General features: G+C 70.6%; 22 protein-coding genes. 1 reads left to right on the top strand and 21 read right to left on the bottom strand.

The genetic code is table 11. The features are described 5' to 3' along the window. Positions 1 to 88: 88 nt before the first annotated feature. Positions 89 to 1,918, top strand: coding sequence for a glycosyl hydrolase family 18 protein (locus ABT026_RS03665; RefSeq protein WP_351111778.1), 1,830 nt, complete (start codon positions 89 to 91; stop codon positions 1,916 to 1,918). 404 nt (positions 1,919 to 2,322) lie between these two features. Here the strand turns inward: ABT026_RS03665 and ABT026_RS03660 are convergent, their stop codons facing one another. The 21 genes from ABT026_RS03660 to thrC form a co-directional block, all read right to left on the bottom strand. Continuing rightward, positions 2,323 to 2,778, bottom strand: a complete 456-nt coding sequence (locus tag ABT026_RS03660) for a DUF2550 domain-containing protein (protein ID WP_351111776.1) — start codon at positions 2,776 to 2,778, stop codon at positions 2,323 to 2,325. 174 nt (positions 2,779 to 2,952) lie between these two features. Beyond that, entirely contained in the window at positions 2,953 to 3,327 is a 375-nt protein-coding gene (locus ABT026_RS03655; RefSeq protein WP_351111774.1) for a F0F1 ATP synthase subunit epsilon, read from the bottom strand. Positions 3,328 to 3,501: 174 nt separating this feature from the next. Beyond that, positions 3,502 to 4,950 (bottom strand): F0F1 ATP synthase subunit beta, encoded by a 1,449-nt coding sequence (gene atpD / locus ABT026_RS03650; RefSeq protein ID WP_351111772.1) that lies wholly within the window; start codon positions 4,948 to 4,950, stop codon positions 3,502 to 3,504. Next, complete coding sequence (locus ABT026_RS03645) at positions 4,950 to 5,867, bottom strand: F0F1 ATP synthase subunit gamma (RefSeq protein WP_351111770.1); 918 nt, start codon at positions 5,865 to 5,867, stop codon at positions 4,950 to 4,952. The genes atpD and ABT026_RS03645 overlap by 1 nt, the downstream gene beginning before the upstream one ends. A 21-nt stretch (positions 5,868 to 5,888) precedes the next feature. Next, positions 5,889 to 7,481 (bottom strand): F0F1 ATP synthase subunit alpha, encoded by a 1,593-nt coding sequence (gene atpA, locus ABT026_RS03640; protein ID WP_351111768.1) that lies wholly within the window; start codon positions 7,479 to 7,481, stop codon positions 5,889 to 5,891. Between the two features lie 145 nt (positions 7,482 to 7,626). Further along, entirely contained in the window at positions 7,627 to 8,442 is an 816-nt protein-coding gene (locus ABT026_RS03635) for a F0F1 ATP synthase subunit delta (protein WP_351111766.1), read from the bottom strand. Then, positions 8,439 to 8,984 (bottom strand): F0F1 ATP synthase subunit B, encoded by a 546-nt coding sequence (locus ABT026_RS03630; RefSeq protein WP_351111764.1) that lies wholly within the window; start codon positions 8,982 to 8,984, stop codon positions 8,439 to 8,441. Before ABT026_RS03630 ends, ABT026_RS03635 begins: the two co-directional genes overlap by 4 nt. A gap of 41 nt (positions 8,985 to 9,025) precedes the next feature. After that, positions 9,026 to 9,253: an ATP synthase F0 subunit C gene (gene atpE / locus ABT026_RS03625; protein WP_108954361.1), complete on the bottom strand. Its 228-nt coding sequence runs from the start codon at positions 9,251 to 9,253 to the stop codon at positions 9,026 to 9,028. Between the two features lie 79 nt (positions 9,254 to 9,332). Further along, the gene (gene atpB / locus ABT026_RS03620; RefSeq protein WP_351111762.1) at positions 9,333 to 10,154 is read right to left on the bottom strand and encodes a F0F1 ATP synthase subunit A; all 822 of its coding nucleotides are present in this window, start codon (positions 10,152 to 10,154) and stop codon (positions 9,333 to 9,335) included. 225 nt (positions 10,155 to 10,379) lie between these two features. Continuing rightward, positions 10,380 to 10,817 carry a Cg1360 family ATP-synthase-associated protein gene (locus tag ABT026_RS03615; protein WP_351111760.1) on the bottom strand — a complete coding sequence of 146 codons (438 nt, stop codon included), beginning with the start codon at positions 10,815 to 10,817 and terminating at the stop codon, positions 10,380 to 10,382. A gap of 355 nt (positions 10,818 to 11,172) precedes the next feature. Further along, complete coding sequence (locus ABT026_RS03610; RefSeq protein ID WP_351111758.1) at positions 11,173 to 12,600, bottom strand: MraY family glycosyltransferase; 1,428 nt, start codon at positions 12,598 to 12,600, stop codon at positions 11,173 to 11,175. A 90-nt stretch (positions 12,601 to 12,690) separates the two neighbouring features. Continuing rightward, entirely contained in the window at positions 12,691 to 13,935 is a 1,245-nt protein-coding gene (glyA, locus tag ABT026_RS03605) for a serine hydroxymethyltransferase (RefSeq protein ID WP_351111756.1), read from the bottom strand. 470 nt (positions 13,936 to 14,405) lie between these two features. Continuing rightward, positions 14,406 to 15,053: an arsenate reductase/protein-tyrosine-phosphatase family protein gene (locus ABT026_RS03600; protein WP_351111754.1), complete on the bottom strand. Its 648-nt coding sequence runs from the start codon at positions 15,051 to 15,053 to the stop codon at positions 14,406 to 14,408. After that, the gene (locus tag ABT026_RS03595) at positions 15,050 to 15,697 is read right to left on the bottom strand and encodes an L-threonylcarbamoyladenylate synthase (protein WP_351111752.1); all 648 of its coding nucleotides are present in this window, start codon (positions 15,695 to 15,697) and stop codon (positions 15,050 to 15,052) included. Before ABT026_RS03595 ends, ABT026_RS03600 begins: the two co-directional genes overlap by 4 nt. A gap of 129 nt (positions 15,698 to 15,826) precedes the next feature. Then, a complete protein-coding gene (prmC, locus tag ABT026_RS03590; protein ID WP_351112175.1) occupies positions 15,827 to 16,666 on the bottom strand; it encodes a peptide chain release factor N(5)-glutamine methyltransferase in 840 nt (279 codons plus the stop codon). A gap of 85 nt (positions 16,667 to 16,751) precedes the next feature. After that, positions 16,752 to 17,828 (bottom strand): peptide chain release factor 1, encoded by a 1,077-nt coding sequence (gene prfA, locus ABT026_RS03585; protein ID WP_351111750.1) that lies wholly within the window; start codon positions 17,826 to 17,828, stop codon positions 16,752 to 16,754. A 111-nt stretch (positions 17,829 to 17,939) separates the two neighbouring features. Continuing rightward, complete coding sequence (rpmE, locus tag ABT026_RS03580; RefSeq protein WP_108954369.1) at positions 17,940 to 18,164, bottom strand: 50S ribosomal protein L31; 225 nt, start codon at positions 18,162 to 18,164, stop codon at positions 17,940 to 17,942. A 236-nt stretch (positions 18,165 to 18,400) separates the two neighbouring features. Next, a complete protein-coding gene (locus ABT026_RS03575) occupies positions 18,401 to 19,585 on the bottom strand; it encodes an LCP family protein (protein ID WP_351111748.1) in 1,185 nt (394 codons plus the stop codon). 295 nt (positions 19,586 to 19,880) lie between these two features. Next, complete coding sequence (gene rho, locus ABT026_RS03570; RefSeq protein ID WP_351111746.1) at positions 19,881 to 21,983, bottom strand: transcription termination factor Rho; 2,103 nt, start codon at positions 21,981 to 21,983, stop codon at positions 19,881 to 19,883. 488 nt (positions 21,984 to 22,471) lie between these two features. Beyond that, the gene (thrB, locus tag ABT026_RS03565; RefSeq protein ID WP_351111744.1) at positions 22,472 to 23,395 is read right to left on the bottom strand and encodes a homoserine kinase; all 924 of its coding nucleotides are present in this window, start codon (positions 23,393 to 23,395) and stop codon (positions 22,472 to 22,474) included. Between the two features lie 264 nt (positions 23,396 to 23,659). After that, the gene (gene thrC, locus ABT026_RS03560) at positions 23,660 to 24,736 is read right to left on the bottom strand and encodes a threonine synthase (protein ID WP_351111742.1); all 1,077 of its coding nucleotides are present in this window, start codon (positions 24,734 to 24,736) and stop codon (positions 23,660 to 23,662) included. Position 24,737 lies beyond the last annotated feature (1 nt).

Genomic DNA, 24,737 nt, shown 5'->3' with positions numbered 1-24,737 from the left:
TACTCTGACCGCACCGCTCGGCGTCATGGCCTCGTCAAGTGGCTCGGAGCCGTAGCACCCCCCTCACCCTCACCCCGAGGAGGCGCAGATGCGCTTCAGACAGCGCGTGACGGCGGCAGTCGCCACGCTCGTCCTTCCCCTCGCCGGACTGGTCGGGCTGGCCACGCCGGCCCAGGCGGCCACCTCCGTCACCGCCACCTATGCCAAGACGCAGGACTGGGGCACCGGCTTCGAAGGCAAGTGGACGGTCAAGAACACCGGCACCACCGCTCTCTCCTCCTGGACCGTCGAGTGGGACTTCCCCACCGGCACCAAGGTGACCTCCGCCTGGGACGCCACCGTCACCAGCTCCGGCAACCACTGGACCGCCAAGAACCTGGGCTGGAACGGCTCCCTCGCCGCGGGCGCCTCCATCTCCTTCGGCTTCAACGGTTCCGGCACCGGCTCCCCGGCCTCCTGTACGGTCAACGGCGGTTCCTGTGACGGCGGGCCCTCCGTGCCCGGCGACAGCGCCCCGTCCGCCCCGGGCAAGCCGACCGCCTCGGACATCACCGACACCTCGGTCAAGCTGGCGTGGACCGCGGCCACCGACGACAAGGGCGTCAAGAACTACGACGTCCTGCGCGGCGGCGTGAAGGTGGCCACGGTCACCGGCACCTCGTACACCGACTCCGGTCTGACCGCCGGCACGGACTACTCCTACGCCGTCCTGGCCCGGGACACCGCCGACCAGACCGGTCCGCTCAGCGGCTCCGTCGCGGTCCGCACCACCGGCGGCTCCACCACGCCCACCGACCCGCCGCCCGGCGACAAGGTCAAGCTCGGCTACTTCACCGAGTGGGGCATCTACGGCCGCAACTACCACGTCAAGAACCTGGTGACCTCGGGCTCCGCCTCGAAGATCACGCACATCAACTACTCGTTCGGCAACGTGAAGAACGGGCAGTGCGTCCTTGACGACGCCTTCGCCGCCACCGACAAGGCGTACACCGCGGACCAGTCGGTCGACGGCGTCGCCGACACCTGGGACCAGCCGCTGCGCGGCAACTTCAACCAGCTGCGCAAGCTGAAGGCGAAGTACCCGCACATCAAGGTCCTGTACTCCTTCGGCGGCTGGACCTACTCCGGCGGCTTCGGCCAGGCCGCGCAGAACGCCGCGGCGTTCGCCAAGTCCTGCAAGGCCGTGGTGGAGGACCCGCGCTGGGCCGACGTCTTCGACGGCATCGACATCGACTGGGAGTACCCGAACGCCTGCGGCCTGACCTGCGACACCTCCGGTGCGGCCGCGTTCAAGAACCTGGTCTCCGCGCTGCGCACCGAGTTCGGCTCGGACTACCTGGTCACCGCGGCGATCACCGCCGACGGCTCCAGCGGCGGCAAGATCGACGCGGCCGACTACGGCGGCGCCGCGCAGTACCTCAACTGGTACAACGTGATGACGTACGACTACTTCGGCGCCTGGGCCAACACCGGTCCGACCGCCCCGCACTCGCCGCTCACCTCGTACTCCGGCATCCCGACCGCGGGCTTCAACTCCGCCGACGCGATCGCGAAGCTGAAGTCGAAGGGCGTTCCGTCCGCGAAGCTGCTGCTCGGCATCGGCTTCTACGGCCGCGGCTGGACCGGCGTCACCCAGTCCGCCCCCGGCGGCACGGCGACCGGTGCGGCGCCCGGCACGTACGAGGCGGGCATCGAGGACTACAAGGTCCTCAAGAACTCCTGCCCGGCCACCGGCACGATCGCCGGCACCGCCTACGCCCACTGCGGCACGCAGTGGTGGTCCTACGACACCCCGGCGACCATCGCGGGCAAGATGTCCTGGGCCAAGTCCCAGGGCCTGGGCGGCGCGTTCTTCTGGGAGTTCAGCGGTGACACCGCGAACGGCGAGCTGGTGAACGCCATCTCCAGCAACCTGTAGCACCGTCTGGCACCACACAGCACCACGAAGCGGGGGCGGCCCACCGGCCGCCCCCGCTTCCGCGTTCCCGCAGGCTGTCCCGTGAGAGGGCCTGGGTACCCGCCGTGCTGCGGGCGGCGGCCCTCGGTGTGCGGGTCGGGTGCACAGCACGGTCGGCTTGCGCGGGGTGGTGCGAACCGCTCGCCGCGGAGGCGCCGCCCTGCGCCCGCCCTCCCCCAAGATCTCGGCTTCGCTCGAGCAGGTGGGGGTACCCCCGGACGAAGTCTGGGGGAGGACCCCCATCGCCCCCTGGGCGGCCCAGCCGCCCGCAGGCTGCCCGCAGGGAGGTGCGGCCACGGCCGGAGGCCCGGAAAACGAAGCGGGGGCCGCCCCCAGGCAGCCCCCGCCAGATGCTCGCGTCGCGTCTACGCGACGTTGACCCGCTGTCCCGGCGGCGCCGCCTCCAGCCACGCCAGGAACCCCGTCAACGCGTCGTCCGTCATCGCCAGCTCGAGCCGCGTGCCCCGGTGGACGCACACCAGCACCACCGCGTTCAGCAGCAGCGCCAGCTCCTCCTCGCCCTCCGGCAGCCGCCGGCCGACCACCTCGATGGCGGACCGCTCCAGCATCCGGCGCGGCCGCGGCGAGTACGAGAAGACCCGGTACCAGGCGATGCTGTCGCCACTGTACCGGGCCACCCCGTACGCCCAGCCCTTGCCGTCGCCGTCACCGCCCTGGGCCGGCGCGGGCGCCTCCCAGCGCAGGCTGCAGTCGAAGGTGCCCCCCGACCGCTGGATCAGCCGGCGCCGCATCCCGAAGGCGAACAGACCCACCCCCGCGAGCACCACCAGCGTCCCGATCACAGTCAGAGCGAGGATCATCGGCACCGACCTCCTCGTCTCCTAGAACTGGGAACCTGTCAACTGGCAAAGATGAAAACCGGTAACGCGGGAACCGTCTCCGGATTCACCTCAGCCGCGGCCGGTTCCGGAGTGTTCCGGAACCGGCCGCGGCTGAGTCACGCGCGTGCGCAGCGCGCGCCGGGCGCGCCGGGGTCAGCGAGCCGACACCGCCCGCAGGCGGACGTCGGCGCGGCGCTCGGCGGAGGCGTCGGCGTCCGACTTCGCGCGCTCCAGCGCCCGCTCCGCGCGCTGGACGTCGATCTCGTCCGACAGCTCGGCGATCTCGGCCAGCAGCGACAGCTTGTTGTCCGCGAAGGAGATGAAACCGCCGTGGACCGCTGCCACGACCGTCTCACCGCCGACCGTACGGATGGTCACGGGGCCCGACTCCAGCACACCGAGCAGCGGCTGGTGACCGGGCATGACGCCGATGTCGCCGGAGGTGGTGCGCGCCACGACCAGGGTGGCCTCGCCGGACCAGACCTGGCGGTCGGCAGCGACCAGCTCGACGTGCAGCTCAGCAGCCAAGGGTGGCTCCTCGGGTCACCACCCGGCGGTATGCCGGGTGTTGGGTCAAAGTCTAGACCCGTCCGAAGACGGGGGTCCCGGGAACGTCGTCCCGGAGGGGAAGCGGGGAGGAGGCGGAGGGCCCGCCCGAAGACGGGCCCTCCTCACCTCAACCGGCTCTCAGAACCCGGGGGTTCAGGAGACGCCCAGCTCCTTGGCGTTGGCCTTGAGGTCCTCGAGGCCACCGCACATGAAGAACGCCTGCTCCGGGAAGTGGTCGAACTCACCGTCACAGATCGCGTTGAACGCCGTGATCGACTCGTCCAGCGGCACGTCCGAACCGTCCACGCCGGTGAACTGCTTGGCGACGTGGGTGTTCTGGGACAGGAAGCGCTCCACGCGACGGGCACGGTGGACGACGAGCTTGTCCTCCTCGCCGAGCTCGTCGATACCGAGGATCGCGATGATGTCCTGGAGGTCCTTGTACTTCTGGAGGATCCCCTTGACGCGCATGGCCGTGTTGTAGTGGTCCGCCGCGATGTAGCGGGGGTCCAGGATCCGGGACGTGGAGTCCAGCGGGTCCACGGCCGGGTAGATGCCCTTCTCGGAGATCGGACGGGAGAGAACCGTCGTCGCGTCGAGGTGGGCGAAGGTGGTGGCCGGGGCCGGGTCGGTCAGGTCGTCCGCGGGGACGTAGATCGCCTGCATCGAGGTGATCGAGTGACCACGGGTCGAGGTGATGCGCTCCTGGAGGAGACCCATCTCGTCGGCCAGGTTCGGCTGGTAGCCCACCGCGGAGGGCATACGGCCGAGCAGGGTCGACACCTCGGAACCGGCCTGGGTGAAGCGGAAGATGTTGTCGATGAAGAACAGCACGTCCTGCTTCTGCACATCGCGGAAGTACTCCGCCATGGTCAGACCGGCCAGGGCCACGCGCAGACGGGTGCCCGGCGGCTCGTCCATCTGACCGAAGACCAGCGCGGTCTTGTCGATGACGCCGGAGTCCGACATCTCCTCGATCAGGTCGTTGCCCTCACGGGTGCGCTCACCGACACCGGCGAACACGGAGACACCGTCGTGGTTGTTGGCGACGCGGTAGATCATCTCCTGGATGAGCACCGTCTTGCCGACGCCGGCACCGCCGAACAGGCCGATCTTGCCGCCCTTGACGTACGGGGTCAGCAGGTCGATGACCTTGACGCCGGTCTCGAACATCTCGGTCTTCGACTCGAGCTCGTCGAAGTTCGGCGCCTGGCGGTGGATGGTCCAGCGCTCACCGGTGTAGGACTCGTCGGAGTTCAGCACCTCGCCGAGGGTGTTGAACACCTTGCCCTTGGTGAAGTCGCCGACCGGGACGGTGATGCCCGTGCCCGTGTCGGTCACCGGGGCCTGGCGGACCAGACCGTCGGTGGGCTGCATGGAGATGGCGCGGACCAGGCCGTCGCCCAGGTGCTGGGCGACCTCGAGGGTCAGCGTCTTCTTCACGCCGGCGTTGGCCGGGTCGGCCACCTCGACGTGAAGGGCGTTGTAGATCTCCGGCATCGCGTCGACGGGGAACTCCACGTCGACGACCGGGCCGATGACCCGCGCGACGCGGCCGGAGGCCACGCCCGCGCCAGCGGTCGGCTCAACAGTGGTGGTCATTAGTTGTCACTCCCCGCGGTCGCGTCGGCCAGGGCGCCTGCGCCACCGACGATCTCGCTGATTTCCTGGGTGATTTCGGCCTGGCGGGCCGCGTTGGCAAGCCGGGAGAGCGTCTCGATGAGCTCTCCGGCGTTGTCGGTGGCCGACTTCATCGCACGCCGGGTGGCGGCGTGCTTCGAAGCGGCCGACTGCAGCAGCGCGTTGTAGATACGGCTCTCGACGTACCGCGGCAGCAGGGCGTCGAGGACGTCCTCCGCGGACGGCTCGAAGTCGTACAGCGGAAGGATCTCGCCCTTGGCGGGGAGCTCCTCCGCGACCTCTTCGAGCTTGAGCGGAAGCAGCTGAGCCTGGATGGCGGTCTGCGTCATCATCGACACGAACTCGGTGTAGACGATGTGGAGTTCATCCACACCACCCTCGGCCGTCTCCGTCTCGATCGCCTCGATCAGCGGCGCCGCGACCAGCTTGGCGTCCGCGTACGTCGGCTCGTCGGTGAAGCCCGTCCACTGTCCCGAGACCTTGCGCTCCCGGAAGTTGTAGTGGGCCAGACCACGCCGGCCGACGATGTACGTGTCGACCTGCTTGCCCGCGGCCTCGAGCTTCTCGGTGAGCTGCTCCGCCGCCTTGATGGCGTTGGAGTTGAACGCGCCGGCCAGGCCGCGGTCGCTCGAGAGGAGCAGGACCGCGGCACGGGTCGGGTTGTCCGCCTCCGTGGTCAGCGGGTGGCGCGTGTTCGAGCCGGTGCCCACCGCCGTGACCGCGCGGGTGAGCTCGGTCGCGTACGGCGTGGAGGCCGCCACCTTGCGCTGCGCCTTGACGACACGCGAGGCGGCGATCATCTCCATCGCCTTGGTGATCTTCTTGGTCGCGGTGACGGATCGGATGCGACGCTTGTAGACCCGGAGCTGAGCTCCCATGAGTCAGGTCCCTTCCTTACGTCACTTGGAGACGGAAACCGGAGCGTCCTCGCCGAGCAGCTTGCCGTCCGACGTCGTGAACGTCTTCTTGAACGCGGCGATGGCGTCGGCGACGGCCGTCAGGGTGTCGTCCGACATCTTGCCGCCCTCGCGGATCGACAGCAGCAGGCCCGACTCGTTCTGACGCAGGTACGCCAGCAGCTCCGACTCGAAGCGGCGGATGTCCACGACCGGGACCTCGTCCATCTTGCCGGTGGTGCCGGCCCAGACGGAGACGACCTGCTCCTCGGTGGCCATCGGCTGGTACTGAGCCTGCTTGAGCAGCTCGACCATGCGCTGACCGCGCTCCAGCTGCGCCTTCGACGCGGCGTCCAGGTCGGAACCGAAGGCGGCGAACGCCTCGAGCTCACGGAACTGGGCCAGGTCGACACGCAGACGGCCGGAGACCTGCTTCATCGCCTTGTGCTGCGCGGAACCACCGACTCGGGAGACGGAGATACCGACGTTCAGCGCGGGGCGCTGACCGGCGTTGAAGAGGTCCGACTCCAGGAAGCACTGGCCGTCGGTGATGGAGATGACGTTGGTCGGGATGAACGCCGAGACGTCGTTGGCCTTGGTCTCGACGATCGGCAGACCGGTCATCGAACCGGCGCCCATGTCGTCGGAGAGCTTGGCGCAGCGCTCCAGCAGACGCGAGTGCAGGTAGAAGACGTCACCCGGGTAGGCCTCGCGGCCCGGCGGACGACGCAGCAGCAGCGACACGGCGCGGTAGGCGTCGGCCTGCTTCGACAGGTCGTCGAAGATGATCAGGACGTGCTTGCCCTGGTACATCCAGTGCTGGCCGATGGCCGAACCGGTGTACGGCGCCAGGTACTTGAAGCCGGCCGGGTCGGACGCCGGGGCGGCGACGATGGTCGTGTACTCCAGAGCGCCGTTCTCCTCCAGCGCGCGGCGGACCGACGCGATGGTGGAGCCCTTCTGGCCGATGGCGACGTAGATGCAGCGGACCTGCTTCTTCGGGTCGCCCGTCTTCCAGTTGGCCTTCTGGTTGATGATCGTGTCGACGGCCAGGGCGGTCTTGCCGGTCTGGCGGTCACCGATGACCAGCTGACGCTGGCCACGGCCGACGGGGGTCATCGCGTCGACGGCCTTGTAGCCGGTCTCCATCGGCTCGTGCACCGACTTGCGCTGCATGACCGTGGGGGCCTGCAGCTCGAGGGCGCGGCGGCCCTCGGTCGCGATCTCGCCGAGGCCGTCGATGGGGTTGCCGAGGGGGTCGACCACGCGGCCGAGGTAACCCTCGCCCACGGCGACCGACAGGACCTCTCCGGTGCGGTGCACCGGCTGGCCCTCCTCGATGCCGCTGAACTCGCCGAGGACGATGGCACCGATCTCGCGCTCCTCGAGGTTGAGGGCGAGGCCGAGGGTGCCGTCCTCGAACTTCAGCAGTTCGTTGGCCATGGCCGAGGGAAGACCCTCGACCTTCGCGATGCCGTCGCCGGCAAGGGTGACCGTACCGACCTCCTCGCGCGAGGCCGCGTCCGGCTTGTACGACTGGACAAAGTTCTCCAGCGCGTCCCGGATCTCCTCCGGCCGGATCGTGAGCTCCGCCATCTGGGTTCCCTGCTCTCCTTGTTGGGCCCGAAGTTTCTTGGGGGAATCTGGGGGGCTCCCCCAGAAACTTTGCATCCTCTGCACGGCCCAACCAGGGCCGTAAATACGTACTGCTTGCTGTGTTCGGCTCGCTGTCGCGACCCGGTCAGCCCGCGAGGCGCCGGTTGGCGTCCTCGATGCGGTCCACGACCGAGCCGTTGATGACCTCGTCGCCGACCTGCACCCGGATCCCGCCGAGGACCGCGGGGTCCACGTCCAGGTTGAGGTGCATGGCGCGGCCGTAGAGCTTGACCAGCGCGGCGCTGAGGCGCTGCTTCTGGATCTCGCTCAGCGGCACCGCGGAGGTGACCACGGCGACCATCCGGTTACGGCGGTCGGCGGCGAGCTTGGCGAGGGACTCGAGTCCCGCCTCCAGGCTACGTCCACGCGGCGCGGTCACCAGACGGATCACCAGGCGCTCGGTGACGGCGTTCGCCCGGCCGCCGAGCAGCCTGCTCAGCAGACCGCTCTTGGCCTCGGCGCTCGCCGACCGGTCGGTCAGCGCGGCACGCAGGCCGGCGTTCGAGGCGACGATCCGGCCGAACCGGAACAGCTCGTCCTCGACGTCGTCCAGGGCGCCGGCCTTCTGGGCCGCCGTGAGGTCGGCGAGGTTCGCCAGCTCCTCCACCGCGTCCACCAGGTGGCGCGGGGCGGACCAGCGGGACCGGACCATGCCCGACACCAGGTCGGTGGCCGGACCGCCGATCTGGGCGCCCAGCAGGCGCTGGACCAGGTCGGCCTTGGCCTCTCCGGACTGCGCCGGGTCGGTGAGGACCCGACGCAGCGACACCTCGCGGTCGAGCAGCGCGGTGACGGCGGCCAGCTCGTCGGCGAGCCGCGCCGCGTCGACGGACGTGGAGTCCGTCAGCGCGTCGAGTCGCTCACGGGCGGCGACCAGGGCCTCGCGGCTCGCTCCGTTCATCGCGCGGCCTCGGCCTTCTCCTCGAGCTCGCCGAGGAAGCGGTCGATGACGCGGCTCTGACGGGCGTGGTCCTCGAGGGACTCGCCCACGAGCTTGCCGGCCAGGTCGGTGGCAAGCTTGCCGACGTCCTGGCGCAGCGCGGTCGCGGCGGCCTTGCGGTCGGCCTCGATCTGCGCGTGACCGGCGGCGATGATCTCCTCGCGCTGGCGCTGGCCCTCCGCACGCATCTCGGCGATGAGCGCGGCACCCTGCTCCTGCGCCTCAGAGCGCAGGCGCGCGGCCTCGTGGCGGGCCTCGGCGAGCTGAGCCTTGTACTGCTCGAGCACGCTGTTGGCCTCGGTCTGAGCGGCCTCGGCCTTCTCGATACCGCCCTCGATGGCCTCGCGGCGCTCTTCCAGAACCTTGTTGATGTTCGGGAGGAGCTTCCAGGCGAAGACGGCGAAGACGATGACGAAGGCGATCAGGCCGATGACAAGCTCGGGGACCGGCGGCACGAGGGGGTTCTGGACCTCCTCGGACGCGATCGTGAGCAGCTGGCTCATGTCAATGCCTTTCGTCTAGTCGGCTGGTGGGGATCGTTAGATCACTGGCCGTAGACGAACGGCATGACCAGACCGATGAGGGCGAGCGCCTCACAGAAGGCGAAGCCGAGGATCTGGTTGGCACGGATCAGGCCGGCGGCCTCGGGCTGGCGGGCCAGCGCCTGGGTGCCGTTACCGAAGATGATGCCGACGCCGACGCCGGGGCCGATGGCGGCGAGGCCGTAGCCGATGGAGGCGACAGAACCGGTAACTGCGGCAAGAGTGGACATGCCAGTTCTTCCTTTTCTCAACGGACCGGTGGGGGTTGGCCACCGGACGACTGGGGGTCGGGTCCTACGGGCGTTCGACTCAGTGGTGCTCTGCGAGCGCGCCCTGGATGAAGGTGCAGGTCAGCAGCACGAAGACGTACGCCTGCAGGGCCTGGATGAACAGCTCGAAGACCGTCATCACGATGACCATGATGAAGCTGACGCCGGCGTAGGCGATGCCGATGCCGTTCAGCAGGTACCAGCTGGCGATCGTGAAGAGCACCAGAAGCGTGTGGCCCGCGAACATGTTCGCGAACAGTCGCACCGCGTGGGTGAAGGGGCGGACCAGCAGGTTCGAGAAGAACTCGATCAGCATGGCCAGCGGCAGAACCGGGCCGAGGTCCTTGTTGTAACCGGTGATGTTCTTCCAGCCGCCGACGAAACCGTGGCGCTTGAAGGTCAGGCTCACCCACAGGACGTAGACGATGAGCGCCAGGACCGCCGGGTAGGCGATGATCGCCGTCACCGGGAACTGGGCGAGCGGGATGACCGACCAGAGGTTCATCATCCAGATGAAGAAGAACATCGAGACGACCAGGGGGACGTACTTCTCGCCCTCCTTGCGCCCGAGGGTCTCGTAGACCACACCGCGGCGGATGAAGTCGTAGCCGAACTCGGCCACCATCTGCAGCTTGCCGGGAACCATCTTCGGCTTGCGGAAGGCGGCCCAGAAGAAGCCGATCACGATGACCGAACCCAGGAGGGCGAGGAGCATCGACTTGTTGAAGTACAGGTTGCTGTCCGCGTCGCCCCACAGGGGCTCGAACAGGAACGAGTGCAGGCCCGGAGCCGGGAAGCCACAGCCATCGAAGATGTGGCAGTCGGTCTCGAAGGCGAGCACCTGCGTCGGGTCAGCACTCACCGCGGGCTCCTTCAGCGTGGCGCATAGGTACGGCAACCTCGTTGTGTCGGCGCGGCACGAGGCCGCTGTTCGGCACGGGACTGGTCTTACGGATGTGGGGGCGGCCGGGGGGCATCAAGCCTCGCGTTCGAGCAGGCGTCAGCTCGCATGCCCGCGCCCGCGATGCCGCAGTCGGCAACGGACGATAGCAGGAACGCTCAGCTGAGATTCCCGCGCCCCCACCCCTCACGACGAGCGCCCCGTCTTCTGCGACTTCTCGTTCTCGGTCGACTCGGGTTCGACGTACAGGATCTTGGCCTTCATGTGCGCCCGTGCCTGCGCGGCGACCCAGGTGATGGTGCCGACGACCAGCGAGATCGCGAAGGTCTTGGGGTGGAACAGCGACGTGTCCTTGAACACGGCCACGAAGAAGAACAGCAACAGGATCTGTGCCGTGTAGAGCATCAGTCCCATGGCCTGGAACAGGTGCGGAAGCGACCTCGCGACGCGCTGCAGTACGTAGAGCCCGATCCCCATGAAGAGGATGACCACCAGCGTCCCGACGACGGCGCCGAGAGCACCCTTGCCGCCGGCGACCACGCCGCTGATGACGGCGGTGATCGCGCCGGCGGCGGCCGTGGGCACGGCGGTGTGGGTGAGCATCCGAACGTCGTTGGACGGCATGGCGGCAACTCCGCTTGCTGAGGGGGGCAGGGTGTCGTCATGGACGAGCGTAGACCCGGGGTGTGAGAGAGAACCTGGGGCCGGGAGACCGTCGCACCGGGCGGCCGAGGGGCCGCCGTACGCGCTGGTCCGGCTCCGGTCCGGGCTACTCGTGAACGCTATCACAAACTATTTGATGAGGTCTTTACCTACTTCGTGTGCCTGCTGTCACACGAGGGGGCTAAGCGGCGCGCCAGTAACGATTCGCCGCACCTCTTGCCTGGTATAGGGGTGATTTGCCCGCCCAAGCACTCCCCAAGAGCGTCCCTCGGGCGGGTCAAGCTCTAGGAGGATTCTTACCTTGGGGTCACGGGGGTCAGGGGCGGCGGAAGCGGGTGCGGTGCCCCACCGCCGAGGCGCCGTTGGCGACGCGGGCCGCGCCGACCGCCACCGGCTCACGGACCCCGCCTGCCGCCGGCTCGTCCGGCCCCTCGGGCTCCCCGGCGCCCACCTGCCCGCCGGGCTCGCGGGCGGCGTCGTGCGCGCCCGCGGGCCGCGGCTCGGCCTCGTGGCCCGGTGCGCGTTCCTCGGCGACGTCATGGGAGCTCGCCTCGGCCTCGTCGGCCGGCTCGCCCCGCAGGCGCCGGTAGCGCGGCGGCAGCAGCGCCTCCGCCCAGCGCGGGGCCCGCGGCGTGAAGCGCGGCATCAGCAGCAGCACCAGGCCCAGGGCGCTCAGCAGGGCGACGCTCAGCACGATCCACATCGACGCCGCGGTCACCGAGTACGACAGCGCCCCGAAGGCGATCAGTCCGCACCAGAAGTACATGATCAGCACGGCCCGGCTGTGCGAGTGGCCGATCTCCAGCAGCCGGTGGTGCAGGTGGCCGCGGTCCGCGGCGAACGGCGACTGGCCGCGCCAGGTACGGCGCACGATGGCCAGCACCAGGTCGGCGGCGGGGATCGCGATGATGGTCAGCGGCAGCAGCAGCGGGATGTAGACCGGCACGGTCGCGTGCACCGCGCTGCGCTCGCCGCCGGCGAACAGGCTCATCGCGTCCGGGTCGATCTGGCCGGTGATGGAGATGGCCCCGGCCGCCAGGACCAGGCCGATCAGCATCGATCCCGAGTCGCCCATGAAGATCCGCGCCGGGTGCATGTTGTGCGGCAGGAAGCCCACGCACATGCCGATCAGGATGGCGGCGAACAGGGTGGCCGGGGCGGCCGCCTCGATGCCGTAGCCGTACCAGATCCGGTAGCCGTACAGGAAGAACGCCAGCGAGGCGATGGCCACCATGCCGGACGACAGGCCGTCGAGGCCGTCGACGAAGTTCACCGCGTTGATGGTGATCACCACCAGCGCCACGGTCAGCAGCGTGCCCTGCCAGGAGGTGAGCGCCACCATGCCGACGCCCGGCACGGGCAGCCACAGGATGGTGAGGCCCTGCATGACCATCACACCGGCCGCGATCATCTGGGCGCCCAGCTTGATCAGCGCGTCCAGCTCGAACTTGTCGTCCAGCACGCCGATGATCCAGATCAGCGCCGCGCCGGAGAGCAGCGCCCGCGGTTCGTTGGACCGCTCGAAGACCTGGCCGAGGTTGGTCAGCTGCGAGGCGACCAGCAGACCCGCGCACATGCCGAAGAACATCGCGATGCCGCCCAGCCGCGGGGTCGGTTCACGGTGCACGTCACGCGCCCGCACCTCGGGCATGGCGCCTGCCACGATCGCGAACTTCCGCACCGGACCCGTCAGGAGGTACGTCACCGCGGCCGTGATGCAGAGCGTCAGCAGGTATTCACGCACGGGCTTCCCCACAGATCTCGCTGGCCAACTCCGACCCCACCCTAGCGAGGGACGGTCACAAGTGATGACTTCCGGGTGGCCGCGACGGTTTCACCCGTGGGGGTCGGGGTACGGCGGCGGGAAGGCCTCGGCCAGCTCGCGTGCCCCGGCGCGCGCCCCGTCGACGTCGCCGCGCAGAGCCCGCCCCACCAGGGACGCGATGGTCCGCGCCTCCTCCTCCCCCATCCCGAGAGTCGTCACGGCAGCCGTTCCCAGGCGGATACCCCGGCTGTCGTGAGGCAGTGCGGATGTGTCGAGAACCATGCCGGCGGCGCCGAGCAGATCGCGGGCGGCGCGGCCGTCGAGGCCGCCGAGCGGCGCCGGGTCGGCGGTGATCAGGTGGGTGTCGGTGCCGCCGGTGGTGACGTGCAGCCCTTCCTCGGCGAGCTGCTCCGCCATGGCGCGGGCGTTGGCGACCGTGCGGTGCGCGTAGCGCGCGTACGCGGGCGTGGCCGCCTCCCCGAAGGCCACCGCCTTCGCGGCGACCACGTTCATCGGGGCCCCGCCCTGCGTGAACGGGAAGACCGCGCGGTCGATCCGCTCGGCCAGCTCCTCGGTGCACAGCAGCATCCCGCCGCGCGGGCCGCGCAGCACCTTGTGCGTGGTCGCGCAGACGACGTCCGCGTACGGCACGGGGCTGGGCGCGGCGCCGCCCGCCACCAGGCCGATGGGGTGCGCGGCGTCGACGATCAGGTAGGCGCCGGCCTCGTCGGCGATCTCCCGGAACGCGGCGTGGTCGATGTGCCGGGGGTACGCGATCGACCCGCAGACCACGGCCTTCGGCTTCGTCGCCCGGGCCAGCGCCCGGACCTGCTCGTAGTCCAGCAGGCCCGACTCGGCGTCGACGCCGTAGCCGGTGAAGCGGAACCAGCGGCCGGAGAAGTTGGCGGGCGACCCGTGGGTGAGGTGCCCGCCGTACGCGAGCCCGAGGGCGAGCACGGGGTCCCCTGGGCGCAGCAGGGCGGCGTACGCGGCCAGCACGGCGGCGGAACCGGAGTGGGGCTGCACGTTCACGTGCGCGGCGCCGAAGAGGTCCTGGGCGCGTTCCACCGCGGTCCGCTCGGCGAGGTCGGCGTAGGCGCAGCCGCCGTGGAAGCGGTTGCCGGGGTAGCCCTCGGCGTACTTGTCCGCGAGGGGTGAGGCGAGGGCCTCCAGGACGGCGGGCGAGGTGTAGTTCTCGGCGGCGATCAGCTGGAGTGTGGTGTGGCGGCGGTGCGACTCCGCTGCCAGGATCCCCGCGACCTCGGGGTCCCGCTCGCTCAGCGTCCGCCCCCGCCTCCCGACGACGATCCCCATACGGCCCACCTCCTCCGGACACCCCCGTCCAGCCTAGGCCGCCACCCCCACCCCCGCGCGCGTTGAGCCCCCGCGACGGCACGGGGCCCGGGGGTTCCCACCACGGCCCCGGGCGGTACGACCAAACCCACCGGGGCAGCAGCTGGGGCGTCCGACCCCCGCCCTGCGGGCAATCGTGCCGCTGGGCGGCACGGGTGGGCGCAGGGCCTCACGTCCTCACGCGACGGCTCGCTCCACGACAGGTAAGCCCCTCTGGGAAGGGGGCGGGTCGGGGGATCGAACGGTGCTGTCCACCGGGCTCAGCTGGGTCACGCTGCGGCAAGGCCACGCGCGCACGGTGCCGTCGGCTTGCCCAAGGTGGAGCGAGCCGCTCGCCACGGAGGCTCGGGCCTGCGCCCGCCCGTGCCGCCCCCTGGGCGGCCCAGCCGCCCGCAGGTGGGGTGGGCAGGGGCGGACCAGGCCCGCAAAGGTCAGCGGCGGATGCCGGTGAGGGCGGTGACCACGGGGTCGAGGGCGCCGTGTATCTCCTCGCCCACGGAACGGAAGAACGGCAGCGGCGCCCCGTACGGGTCGTACACCTCGTCCGCCTCCGGCGTCGGGGCGAGCAACCAGCCCCGCAACGCCGCCGCCGCCCGCACCAACGCCCGCGCCCGCGCGCACACCCCGTCCTCGACCGGCGGCAACGTCGCCGGATCGATCGCCCGCACCAGGCGCGTGAACTCCTTGAGCGTGAAGGTCCGCAGCCCCGCCGAGTGCCCCATGGAGATGACGTGGGCCCGGTGGTCCCGCGTGGCCGTCAGCACCAGGTCGGCGCGGATGACGTGCTCGTCCCGCAGCTCCCGCCCCGTGAACCCGGACGCGTCCGCCCCGTACTCGTCGAGCACGGTGACCGCGTTCTCCTCCATGGGCGCGCCCTCGTGCCCCCAGGTGCCGGCGGACTCGACCACCAGTCCGCCCCACCGGGGGTCGCCGAGCCGCTGCGCGAGGGCATGCCGGGTCAGCCGCTCGGTGATCGGCGAGCGGCACACGTTTCCGGTGCTGACGTGGAGGATCCGGAAGCCGGCCTCCCCGCCGTCTTCCTCTCGTATGCCAAGCCCCGCGTCAGGGGCGGGGGTCAATTCGCCACCTCGAGGTCGGGTACCACCTTGCGCAGCTCCTCGGCGGAGATGGCGCCCTGGCGCAGCAGCACCGGCACCGCGCCGGTGACGTCGACGATCGACGAGGGCACGTTGCCCGGCGTCGGACCGCCGTCGAGGTACACGGACACGGAGTCGCCGAGCATCTGCTGGGCTGCGTCGCAGTCCTCCGGGGAGGGGTGGCCGGTGAGGTTGGCGGAGGAGACCGCCATCGGGCCGACCTCGGTCAGCAGCTCGATGGCGACCGGGTGCAGCGGCATCCGCACCGCGACCGTGCCGCGGGTGTCGCCGAGGTCCCAGGCCAGCGAGGGCTGCTGGCGGGCGACCAGGGTGAGCGCGCCGGGCCAGAAGGCGTCGACCAACTCCCAGGCCGTCTCGGAGAAGTCGGTGACCAGACCGTGCAGCGTGTTGGGCGAGCCGATGAGCACCGGGGAGGGCATGTTGCGCCCGCGGCCCTTGGCCTCCAGCAGGTCGCCGACCGCCTCCGCGGAGAAGGCGTCCGCGCCGATGCCGTACACGGTGTCCGTCGGCAGGACGACCAGTTCGCCACGGCGGACGGCGGACGCGGCCTCGCGCAGACCCGTCGTGCGGTCGGTCGCGTCGTTGGTGTCGTATCGCCGTGCCATGTCAGCTGGCCTCCTCGTGCGGGTCGTGCAGGGGGAAGTGTTCGGAAGAAGCGGAAGGAAGGGAAGCGGTCGCACCGGAACCGGAACCCGTGGAGCGGGAGGAACCGGAGGGACCGCCCGGCCGCGCGCTCACGGCGTGGCCTTGCGCGCCGTGGCGAACCGCGGCCGGTTGTTGAGGTCGGGATGGTCGGCCGCGTCGGCCCAGCCCCGCTCCTCGGCGAAGATCCAGGGGACCAGGCCGCCCTGGGTGTCGGCGTGCTCGACCACGACGACCCCGCCGGGCCGCAGCAGCCGGTGCGCGGTGCGCTCCAGGCCGCGGATCAGCTCGAGCCCGTCCTGGCCGGAGAACAGCGCCATGTCCGGGTCGTGGTCCCTGGCCTCGGGGGCGACGTACTCCCACTCGGTGAGCGGGATGTACGGCGGGTTGGTGATGACCAGGTCGACCTGGCCGTCCAGGTCCGGGAAGGCGGTCAGCGCGTCACCGTGCCGCAGGTCGACGCGGGAGCCCTCGGTGTTCCTGCGGGCCCATTCCAGGGCCTCCTCGGAGAGCTCCACCGCGTGCACCGAGGACCGGGGCACCTCCTGCGCCATGGCCAGCGCGATGGCGCCCGACCCGGTGCACAGGTCCACGATCCTCGGCTCGGCGACGTCCATCGCCCGCACGGCGTCTATGGCCCAGCCCACCACGGACTCGGTCTCCGGGCGGGGCACGAAGACGCCGGGCCCGACCTGGAGCTCCAGGTACCGGAAGAAGGCGCGGCCGGTGATGTGCTGGAGCGGTTCGCGGGCCTCCCGCCGGGCGATGACCTCCCAGTACCGGGCGTCGAAGTCGGAGTCCTTGACGGTGTGCAGCTGGCCCCGCTTCACGCCGTGCACGAACGCGGCGAGCTCCTCCGCGTCGTTGCGCGGCGAAGGCACGCCGGCGTCCGCCAGCCGCTGGGTGGCCTGGGCCACCTCGGCGAGCAGCACGCTGCGCGGGCTCTGGTTCTGCGGCACGCTGGTCCTCCGGTGTCCGGTGTCGTGCGGGACGTCTTCGCTCGGTGGGCGCCGGGCGTCAGGCTGCCGCGAGCTTGGCGGCCGAGTCCGCGTCGACGCAGGCCTGGATCACCGCGTCCAGTTCCCCGTCGAGGACCTGGTCGAGGTTGTAGGCCTTGAAGCCGACCCGGTGGTCGGAGATCCGGTTCTCCGGGAAGTTGTACGTGCGGATCTTCTCGGACCGGTCGACCGTGCGGACCTGGCTGCGGCGCGCGTCGGCGGCCTCCCGCTCCGCCTCCTCCTGGGCCGCGGCGAGCAGCCTGGAGCGCAGGATACGCAGTGCCTGCTCCTTGTTCTGCAGCTGGCTCTTCTCGTTCTGGCAGGAGGCGACGACGCCGGTGGGGATGTGCGTGATGCGCACCGCGGAGTCGGTGGTGTTCACGGACTGCCCGCCCGGGCCGGAGGACCGGTAGACGTCGATGCGCAGGTCGTTCGGGTTGATCTCGACGTCGACCTCCTCGGCCTCCGGCGTGACCAGTACGCCCGCGGCCGAGGTGTGGATGCGGCCCGCCGACTCGGTGGCCGGCACGCGCTGCACGCGGTGCACGCCGCCCTCGTACTTCAGGCGCGCCCAGACGCCCTGGCCGGGCTCGGTGGCGCCGTTGCCGCCCTTGGTCTTCACGGCGACCTGGACGTCCTTGTAGCCGCCCAGCTCGGACTCGGTGGCGTCGATGATCTCGGTCTTCCAGCCCACGCGCTCGGCGTACCGCAGGTACATGCGCAGCAGGTCGCCCGCGAACAGCGCGGACTCGTCGCCGCCGGCGCCGGCCTTGATCTCGAGGATGACGTCCTTGTCGTCGCTGGGGTCGCGCGGGACCAGCAGCAGACGCAGCTTCTCGGTGAGCTCGTCGCGGAGCTTGTCCAGCACCTTGACCTCGGCCGCGAAGTCCGGGTCGTCGGCGGCCAGTTCCTTGGCCGCCTCGATGTCGTCCCCGGTGCGCTTCCAGGAGCGGTAGGTGGCGACGATCGGAGTCAGCTCGGCGTAGCGCTTGTTCAGCTTGCGCGCGTTGGCCTGGTCGGCGTGGACCGACGGATCGGCGAGCTTCTTCTCGAGATCGGCGTGCTCACCGACGAGTTCCTCGACGGCCTCGAACATGTGGGGCTCCTGGCTCCTGGGAAGGCGGGCATGGCGGCGAAGGGGTGGCGACCAAAAACGCCGGTCCCGGCCGCCCTGCGTGGGGCGGCCGAGGACCGGCGCTGTGGCTCGCTACTTCTTCGAGCCGGCCGCGGCCTTGCCGAAGCGGGCCTCGAAGCGGGCCACGCGGCCACCGGTGTCGAGGATCTTCTGCTTGCCCGTGTAGAACGGGTGGCACTCGGAGCAGACCTCGGCACGGATGTTGCCGGAGGTGATGGTGCTGCGAGTCGTGAACGACGCGCCGCAGGTGCAGCTGACCTGCGTCTCGACGTACTCGGGGTGGATGTCGCGCTTCAAGGTGTCTCCTAGATTTCGGGAGGGCGCCGGGTCGCCGCCGCGGGATGCGGGAGCGTGAACCGGGGCCGACGTACCAGTTTGCCAGTACTGGCCGCATCCCCCAAAACCGGGGTGAGGGCTGTTCTATTCCCCCGCCTGCGCCCCACGCCTCCCGGCCGCCCCAGGACGCCTCAGGAGTCCTCGGACCGCCTCGGGGGACGCCTCAGACCGGCCCCGGGACAGCGCCTCGGTACGCCTCAGGAGGCGAGGTGGCGGGTCGCGCCGTGGCCGGGCGGGCCGACGACGGCATCGGCGTGGCCTGCGGCGGACCCCTTGACCTTGGCCGGGATGGCCTTGTCGTGCCGCAGCGCGGACCACAGCAGGGCGGCCTCGTCCTTGTCGACGACGACGCGGTTGGGGTCGGCCGGGTCGTAGCCGACGGGCAGCGTGGTCATCGACAGGTGCGCGGGCGAGATGTTCTTGAGCCCGCTCGCGAAGGAGGCGAGCGAGGTGACCGAGCCGATGCCGGAGTCGGTGGTGACGGACTTGGTGGCGGTGTTCGCGAGGTCGTACAGCCGCTTCGGGTGGGAGAGCACGCCGACCTCCTTGACCTGCTCGACGAGCGCCTTGACGAACGCCTGCTGCAGTTGGATGCGGCCCAGGTCGGAGCCGTCGCCGACGCCGTGCCGGGTGCGGACCAGGCCGAGGGCCTGCTCGCCGTTCAGGCGGTGGGTCCCGGCCGCGAGTCTGAGGTGGCTGTCCGGGTCGGAGATCTTCTTGTGGGTGGTGACCTCGACGCCGCCGAGGGCGTCGACCATCCGCCGGAAGCCGGTGAAGTCGACCTCGACGAAGTGATCGACCCGGATGCCGCTCATCGACTCGACGGTCTTGACCGTGCAGGCGGCGCCGCCGGTGGCGTACGCCGAGTTGAACATGACGTCCTTGGCGGCGCTCTGCCGGTGCCCGGACCGGTCGGCGCAGGCGGGGCGGTCGACGAGGGTGTCGCGCGGTATGGAGACCACGCCGGCCGAGGTGCGGCCCTTGTGGACGTGGATGAGCATCGCGGTGTCGGCGCGGGCGACGCCGTCGTCGGAGCCGCCGCCGAGCTTCTTGTTGCCGCCGGAACGGCTGTCGGAGCCGAGGACCAGGATGTCCTGGGAGCCGTTCGCGGTGTTCGCGGGGCGGGCGGAGCCGAGCATGTGGTCGATGTCGATGCTCTGGATGTTCCCGTTGAGCTGCGTGTACACGTAGCCGAGTCCCGCGCCGCCGAGCACGACGACGCCGGCCGCGCTCCAGACCGCGGCGCGCAGCGCCCGCTGCCTGGGCGTGCGGGGCCTGCGGCGGCGTCCCTTGCCGCCGCGCGTTGTCGCGCGCTGGGTACCGGGCGTGCCGGGGTCGTCGTCCTCCGGTATGCCGGGCGGGGGGGTGCTCTCCGGTGACATCTCTTTCCTCAGGCCTCTCGGTTGGACGGTGTACCCGTGCGGGCCGAAGCCGAAAGGTTTGCACACGGGGTGTTCGCGCTCCGTGCCCGAGCGGCCACCGCCCCGCTCCCCCGCTTCGCGACCGCATGCCGCGTGACCTGCGGTGATCCGCGCCGCCGTCCGACGGCCGTCCGTCCTCACCCTGTGGCAAAGCTCTCCCGCCCCGCCCCGGCACACGCACTCCGCACACGTTCCGGGAATGGCGAAGGGCCGCCCCGCGCGATGCGCGGAGCGGCCCTTCGAGGCGCCTTCGCCGTCAGTCCCCGCTGGGGTTCGGCGTGTTCTTCTGGATCATCATCAGGAACTCGGCGTTGGACTTCGACTGCTTCATCTTGTCGAGGAGCAGTTCGATGGCCTGCTGCTGGTCCAGGGCGTGCAGCACGCGCCGCAGCTTCCAGGTGATCGCCAGCTCGTCGGCGCCCAGCAGGATCTCTTCCTTACGGGTGCCGGAGGCGTCGACGTCGACGGCCGGGAAGATGCGCTTGTCGGCGAGCTTCCGGTCGAGCTTGAGCTCCATGTTGCCGGTGCCCTTGAACTCCTCGAAGATCACCTCGTCCATGCGGGACCCGGTGTCCACCAGGGCGGTGGCGAGAATGGTCAGCGAACCGCCGTCCTCGATGTTGCGGGCCGCGCCGAAGAAGCGCTTCGGGGGGTACAGGGCGGTCGAGTCGACACCACCGGACAGGATGCGGCCGGAGGCCGGCGCCGCCAGGTTGTAGGCGCGGCCCAGTCGCGTGATGGAGTCCAGCAGCACGACGACGTCGTGACCGAGCTCGACCAGACGCTTGGCGCGCTCGATGGCGAGCTCGGCGACGGTCGTGTGGTCCTCGGCCGGGCGGTCGAAGGTCGAGGAGATGACCTCGCCCTTCACCGACCGCTGCATGTCGGTGACCTCTTCCGGACGCTCGTCGACCAGGACGACCATCAGGTGGCACTCGGGGTTGTTGCGGGTGATCGCGTTGGCGACCGCCTGCATGATCATGGTCTTACCGGTCTTCGGCGGGGCCACGATCAGACCGCGCTGGCCCTTGCCGATCGGCGACACGAGGTCGATGATCCGCGTGGTCAGCACGCCCGGGTCCGTCTCCAGGCGGAGGCGGTCCTGCGGGTACAGCGGCGTCAGCTTGTTGAACTCCGGGCGGCCGCGGCCGTGTTCGGGCGCCATGCCGTTCACGGAGTCGAGGCGGACCAGCGCGTTGAACTTCTCGCGCCGCTCGCCGTCCTTGGGCTGACGGACCGCGCCGGTGACGTGGTCGCCCTTGCGCAGGCCGTTCTTGCGGACCTGGGCGAGCGAGACGTACACGTCGTTCGGGCCCGGCAGGTAGCCGGAGGTGCGGATGAACGCGTAGTTGTCGAGGATGTCGAGGATGCCCGCGACGGGGATCAGCACGTCGTCGTCGGCGACCTGCGGCTCGGCCACGTCGTCACGGCCCCGACGGCCACGGCGGTCGCGGTAGCGGCCGCGACGGCCCCGGCGGCCGCCCTCGAAGTCGTCGTCGTCCTGCTGCTGGCGGTCGCGGTCACGGTTCTGGCCGCCGCCCTGCTGGTTCTGACGACCGCCCTGGCCGCCGCCCTGCTGGTCGTCGCCCTTGCGGCGCTCGCCGCGGTCACCGCCGCGCTCGCCACGGTCCCCGCCGCGCTCGCCGCCGCGGTCCCCGCGGTCACGGTTGCGGTTGCGCTCGCGGTCACGGGTGCGGCCCGAACGGCCCTCCGCGTCACCGGAGTCGCTGCGCTCGCCCTGCGCCTGGCCGGCGGCGTCCTGCTGCTTGTTGTCGGTCTTCACGTCGTTCTTGTCACCGCGCGCGTCGCCCTTACCGCTGTCACTTCTGTCCTGGCCCTGGGTCTCGCCCTTGGCCTCGGCGGTGACGGTCTCGGGGCTGCCCGCCTCGGCGGTGGCACGACGGCGGCGGCGCTCGGCCGGCGGCTCGTCGCTCTTGGCGGCGGCGGGGGCGGCCTGCTCGGCCTCGCCCTTCGCGGCCGGCTCGGCCTTGGGCGAGGGCTGGCCGGGGATCTGGGCCTTCTCGGCTGCCGTCTCCTCACCCGTACGGGTGCGCGACGTGGTGCGCCGCTTCGGCTTGGCCTCGCTGTCGGTGCCGGACGCGGCCGCCTTGGCGGGGGCGCCGCCGGAGGCCTGCGCCTCCTTGATGACCTCGATCAGCTGGCTCTTGCGCATCCGCGCCGTGCCCCTGATGCCGAGGCCCGAGGCGACCTGCTGCAGTTCGGCCAGCACCATGCCCTCGAGGCCGGTACCGCGACGCCGTCGCGAGCCGGCACCGCTGGCAGGCGTGGAAGCGTCCGTGGCGGGCGCGGCAGCGGTCTCGTCGACACGTGCGCCCATCAGATCGGTGGTGTCGCTCACGAAGGGTCCTTCCCTGGAGCGGGCGTCGGCCTGTCTGGCTCGGCGACCGGTTGTGCTGTCCGGATCGGCCCCGATCGGATCTCTCTGATCGATCGGACGGTCCGGGGCGGTGGTCCGCCACATCGGACGGAGGAAACAACGGTGATTGGTGGCGCTCCCCGCGACGGCGACACCGTGTTTCTGCGTGTCACGTGGCTCGGTCGCACCGGTTCCGAAGCGTGCCCGGAGAGCTGCTCAGTATTCGCGTACGGGTTGCTGCCCGCGTACTACGTACCGTACGAAACACAGTGCGGCTTGGGAGGCTCCCGGAAGAATGTCTGTCCCGGACGGGGACGTGAAGCACCTCGCCACGCTCGGGTGGTCGGGTGCGGACTTGACATTAACACTACCGGATCCCACAAACATTCCCCCTCTCCACATCCGGCAATCGCCTGAATACCCGCTCCCGGTCAGTGCTTATCCGGGAACGCGGCCGTTCATGCGGCGGCTCACGCACCGGCCGCGAGCGGAAGCACGCTCGCGCCCGACAGATCCAGGGCCAGCCGGTTCGCGGCCCAGCCGTCACCTGCGGACATCTCCACCTTCTGGGCCGTCTCCTCACTGGCCAGGGCCAGCACGGTGGGGCCCGCTCCGGAGATCACCGCGGGAATTCCGTCGGCCCGCAGCCGCTCCACCAGGGCGGCGCTCTCCGGCATCGCCGGGGCGCGGTACTCCTGGTGCAGACGGTCCTCGGTGGCGGGCATCAGCAGCTCGGGGCGCCTGGTGAGGGCCTCGACGAGCAGCGCGGCACGACCGGCGTTGGCGGCCGCGTCGACGTGGGGGACGTTGCGCGGCAGCAGGCCGCGGGCTGTCTCGGTCAGCACCGGCTTCCCGGGGACGAAAACCACCGGAACGATGGAATCGGAGGGCTCGCTGCGCACGGCGCGGCCGACGCCGCCCTCCATCCACGCGAGGGTGAATCCGCCGAGCAGACAGGCGGCGACGTTGTCGGGGTGGCCCTCGATCTCGGTGGCCAGCTCCAGCAGTCCCTCGTCGTCGAGCCGGTTCTCGCCGCCTATCGTCACCGCGCGCGCGGCGACGATTCCGGCGCAGATCGCGGCCGAGGAGGAACCGAGTCCGCGACCGTGCGGAATGCGGTTGGCGCAGACGATTTCCAGCCCCCTGGGCTGTCCGCCGAGCACGTCGAAAGCGGCGCGCATCGCGCGCACGAGCAGATGCTTCTCGTCGCGCGGCAGATTGTCACTGCCCTCGCCGGCGATGTCGATGTGCAGCCCCGATTCGGCCACCCGGACGACAACGTCGTCGTACAGCCCGAGCGAAAGACCCAGGGCGTCGAAGCCGGGACCGAGATTCGCGCTGGTGGCGGGCACACGCACGCGCACGGCGGCGGCTCGGAAGGCGGGACCGGCCATCGCTGGATGACTCTCCTTGACTGCGGGACATGAGACGACGCGAACGCGTCGGAACCGAGCACGGCACGGCATATGCGGCGGGCTGGTTCAGTACAGACTATCGAAGGATGCTTCCCCGGCGACATAGGGCGCACAGGAGGCACACGCAGCGTGTCGATTCACGCCAACTTCCGACGTCCGGGAAACACGGGGGCGGCCACGTGGCCGGGGCGGGGGAGCACGCCGGGCGCTCCCCCGCCCCGGAAACCGGTGCCGATCCGGGGATCAGTCCTGCGCGGTGAGCCCGAGGCGCGCGGCGGCTGCCGCGGCGTCCACCGGAACGACCTCGGGTCGCGCCGGCGCCCCCATCGTCGCCCACTCCGGGTCCTTGAGCCCGTTGCCGGTGACCGTGCAGACGATGCGCTGCCCGGGGTCCACCAGCCCCGCCTCGGTCGCCTTCAGCAGCCCCGCCACCGACGCCGCCGAGGCGGGCTCGACGAACACGCCCTCCTGCGACGCCAACAGCCGGTACGCGCGCAGGATGTCGCGGTCCGTCACCTCGTCGATGAGGCCGCCGGAGTCGTCCCGGGCCGCCTCCGCGTACTCCCAGGACGCCGGGTTGCCGATCCGGATCGCCGTGGCGATGGTCTGCGGGTCCTTCACGACCTCGCCCCGCACCAGCGGCGCGCTGCCCGCGGCCTGGAAGCCCCACATCCGCGGCTTGCGCGTGGCGAGCCCGTCCGCGGCGTACTCCCGGTACCCCTTCCAGTACGCGGTGATGTTGCCCGCGTTGCCGACCGGCAGCACGTGCACGTCCGGCGCGTCACCCAGCATGTCCACGATCTCGAAGGCGGCGGTCTTCTGCCCCTCGATCCGCACCGGGTTCACCGAATTGACCAGCGCCACCGGGTAGTTGTCGGCCAGCGCGCGCGCCAGCTCCAGGCAGTCGTCGAAGTTGCCGTCGACCTGGAGGATCTTCGCCCCGTGGACGAGCGCCTGTCCCATCTTGCCCAGCGCGATCTTGCCCTGCGGGACGAGCACCGCGCACACCATCCCGGCCCGCACCGCGTAGGCGGCGGCGGACGCGGAGGTGTTGCCGGTGGAGGCGCAGATGACCGCCTTGGCGCCCTCCTCCTTCGCCCGCGTGATCGCCATCGTCATCCCGCGGTCCTTGAACGACCCCGTCGGGTTCGCCCCCTCGACCTTGAGATGCACCTCGCACCCGGTGCGCTCGGAGAGCACCTGCGCGGGCACGAGCGGCGTACCGCCCTCGCGGAGCGTCACGACCTCCGTCGTGTCCGAGACCGGAAGCCGGTCCCGGTACTCCTCGATGATTCCGCGCCACTGGTGAGTCTGAGTCATG

The sequence above is a fragment of the Streptomyces sp. NPDC002734 genome, from assembly GCF_040295685.1.
Classification (GTDB): Bacteria; Actinomycetota; Actinomycetes; order Streptomycetales; family Streptomycetaceae; genus Streptomyces.
This window is presented reverse-complemented; position numbering and strand designations above follow the sequence as displayed.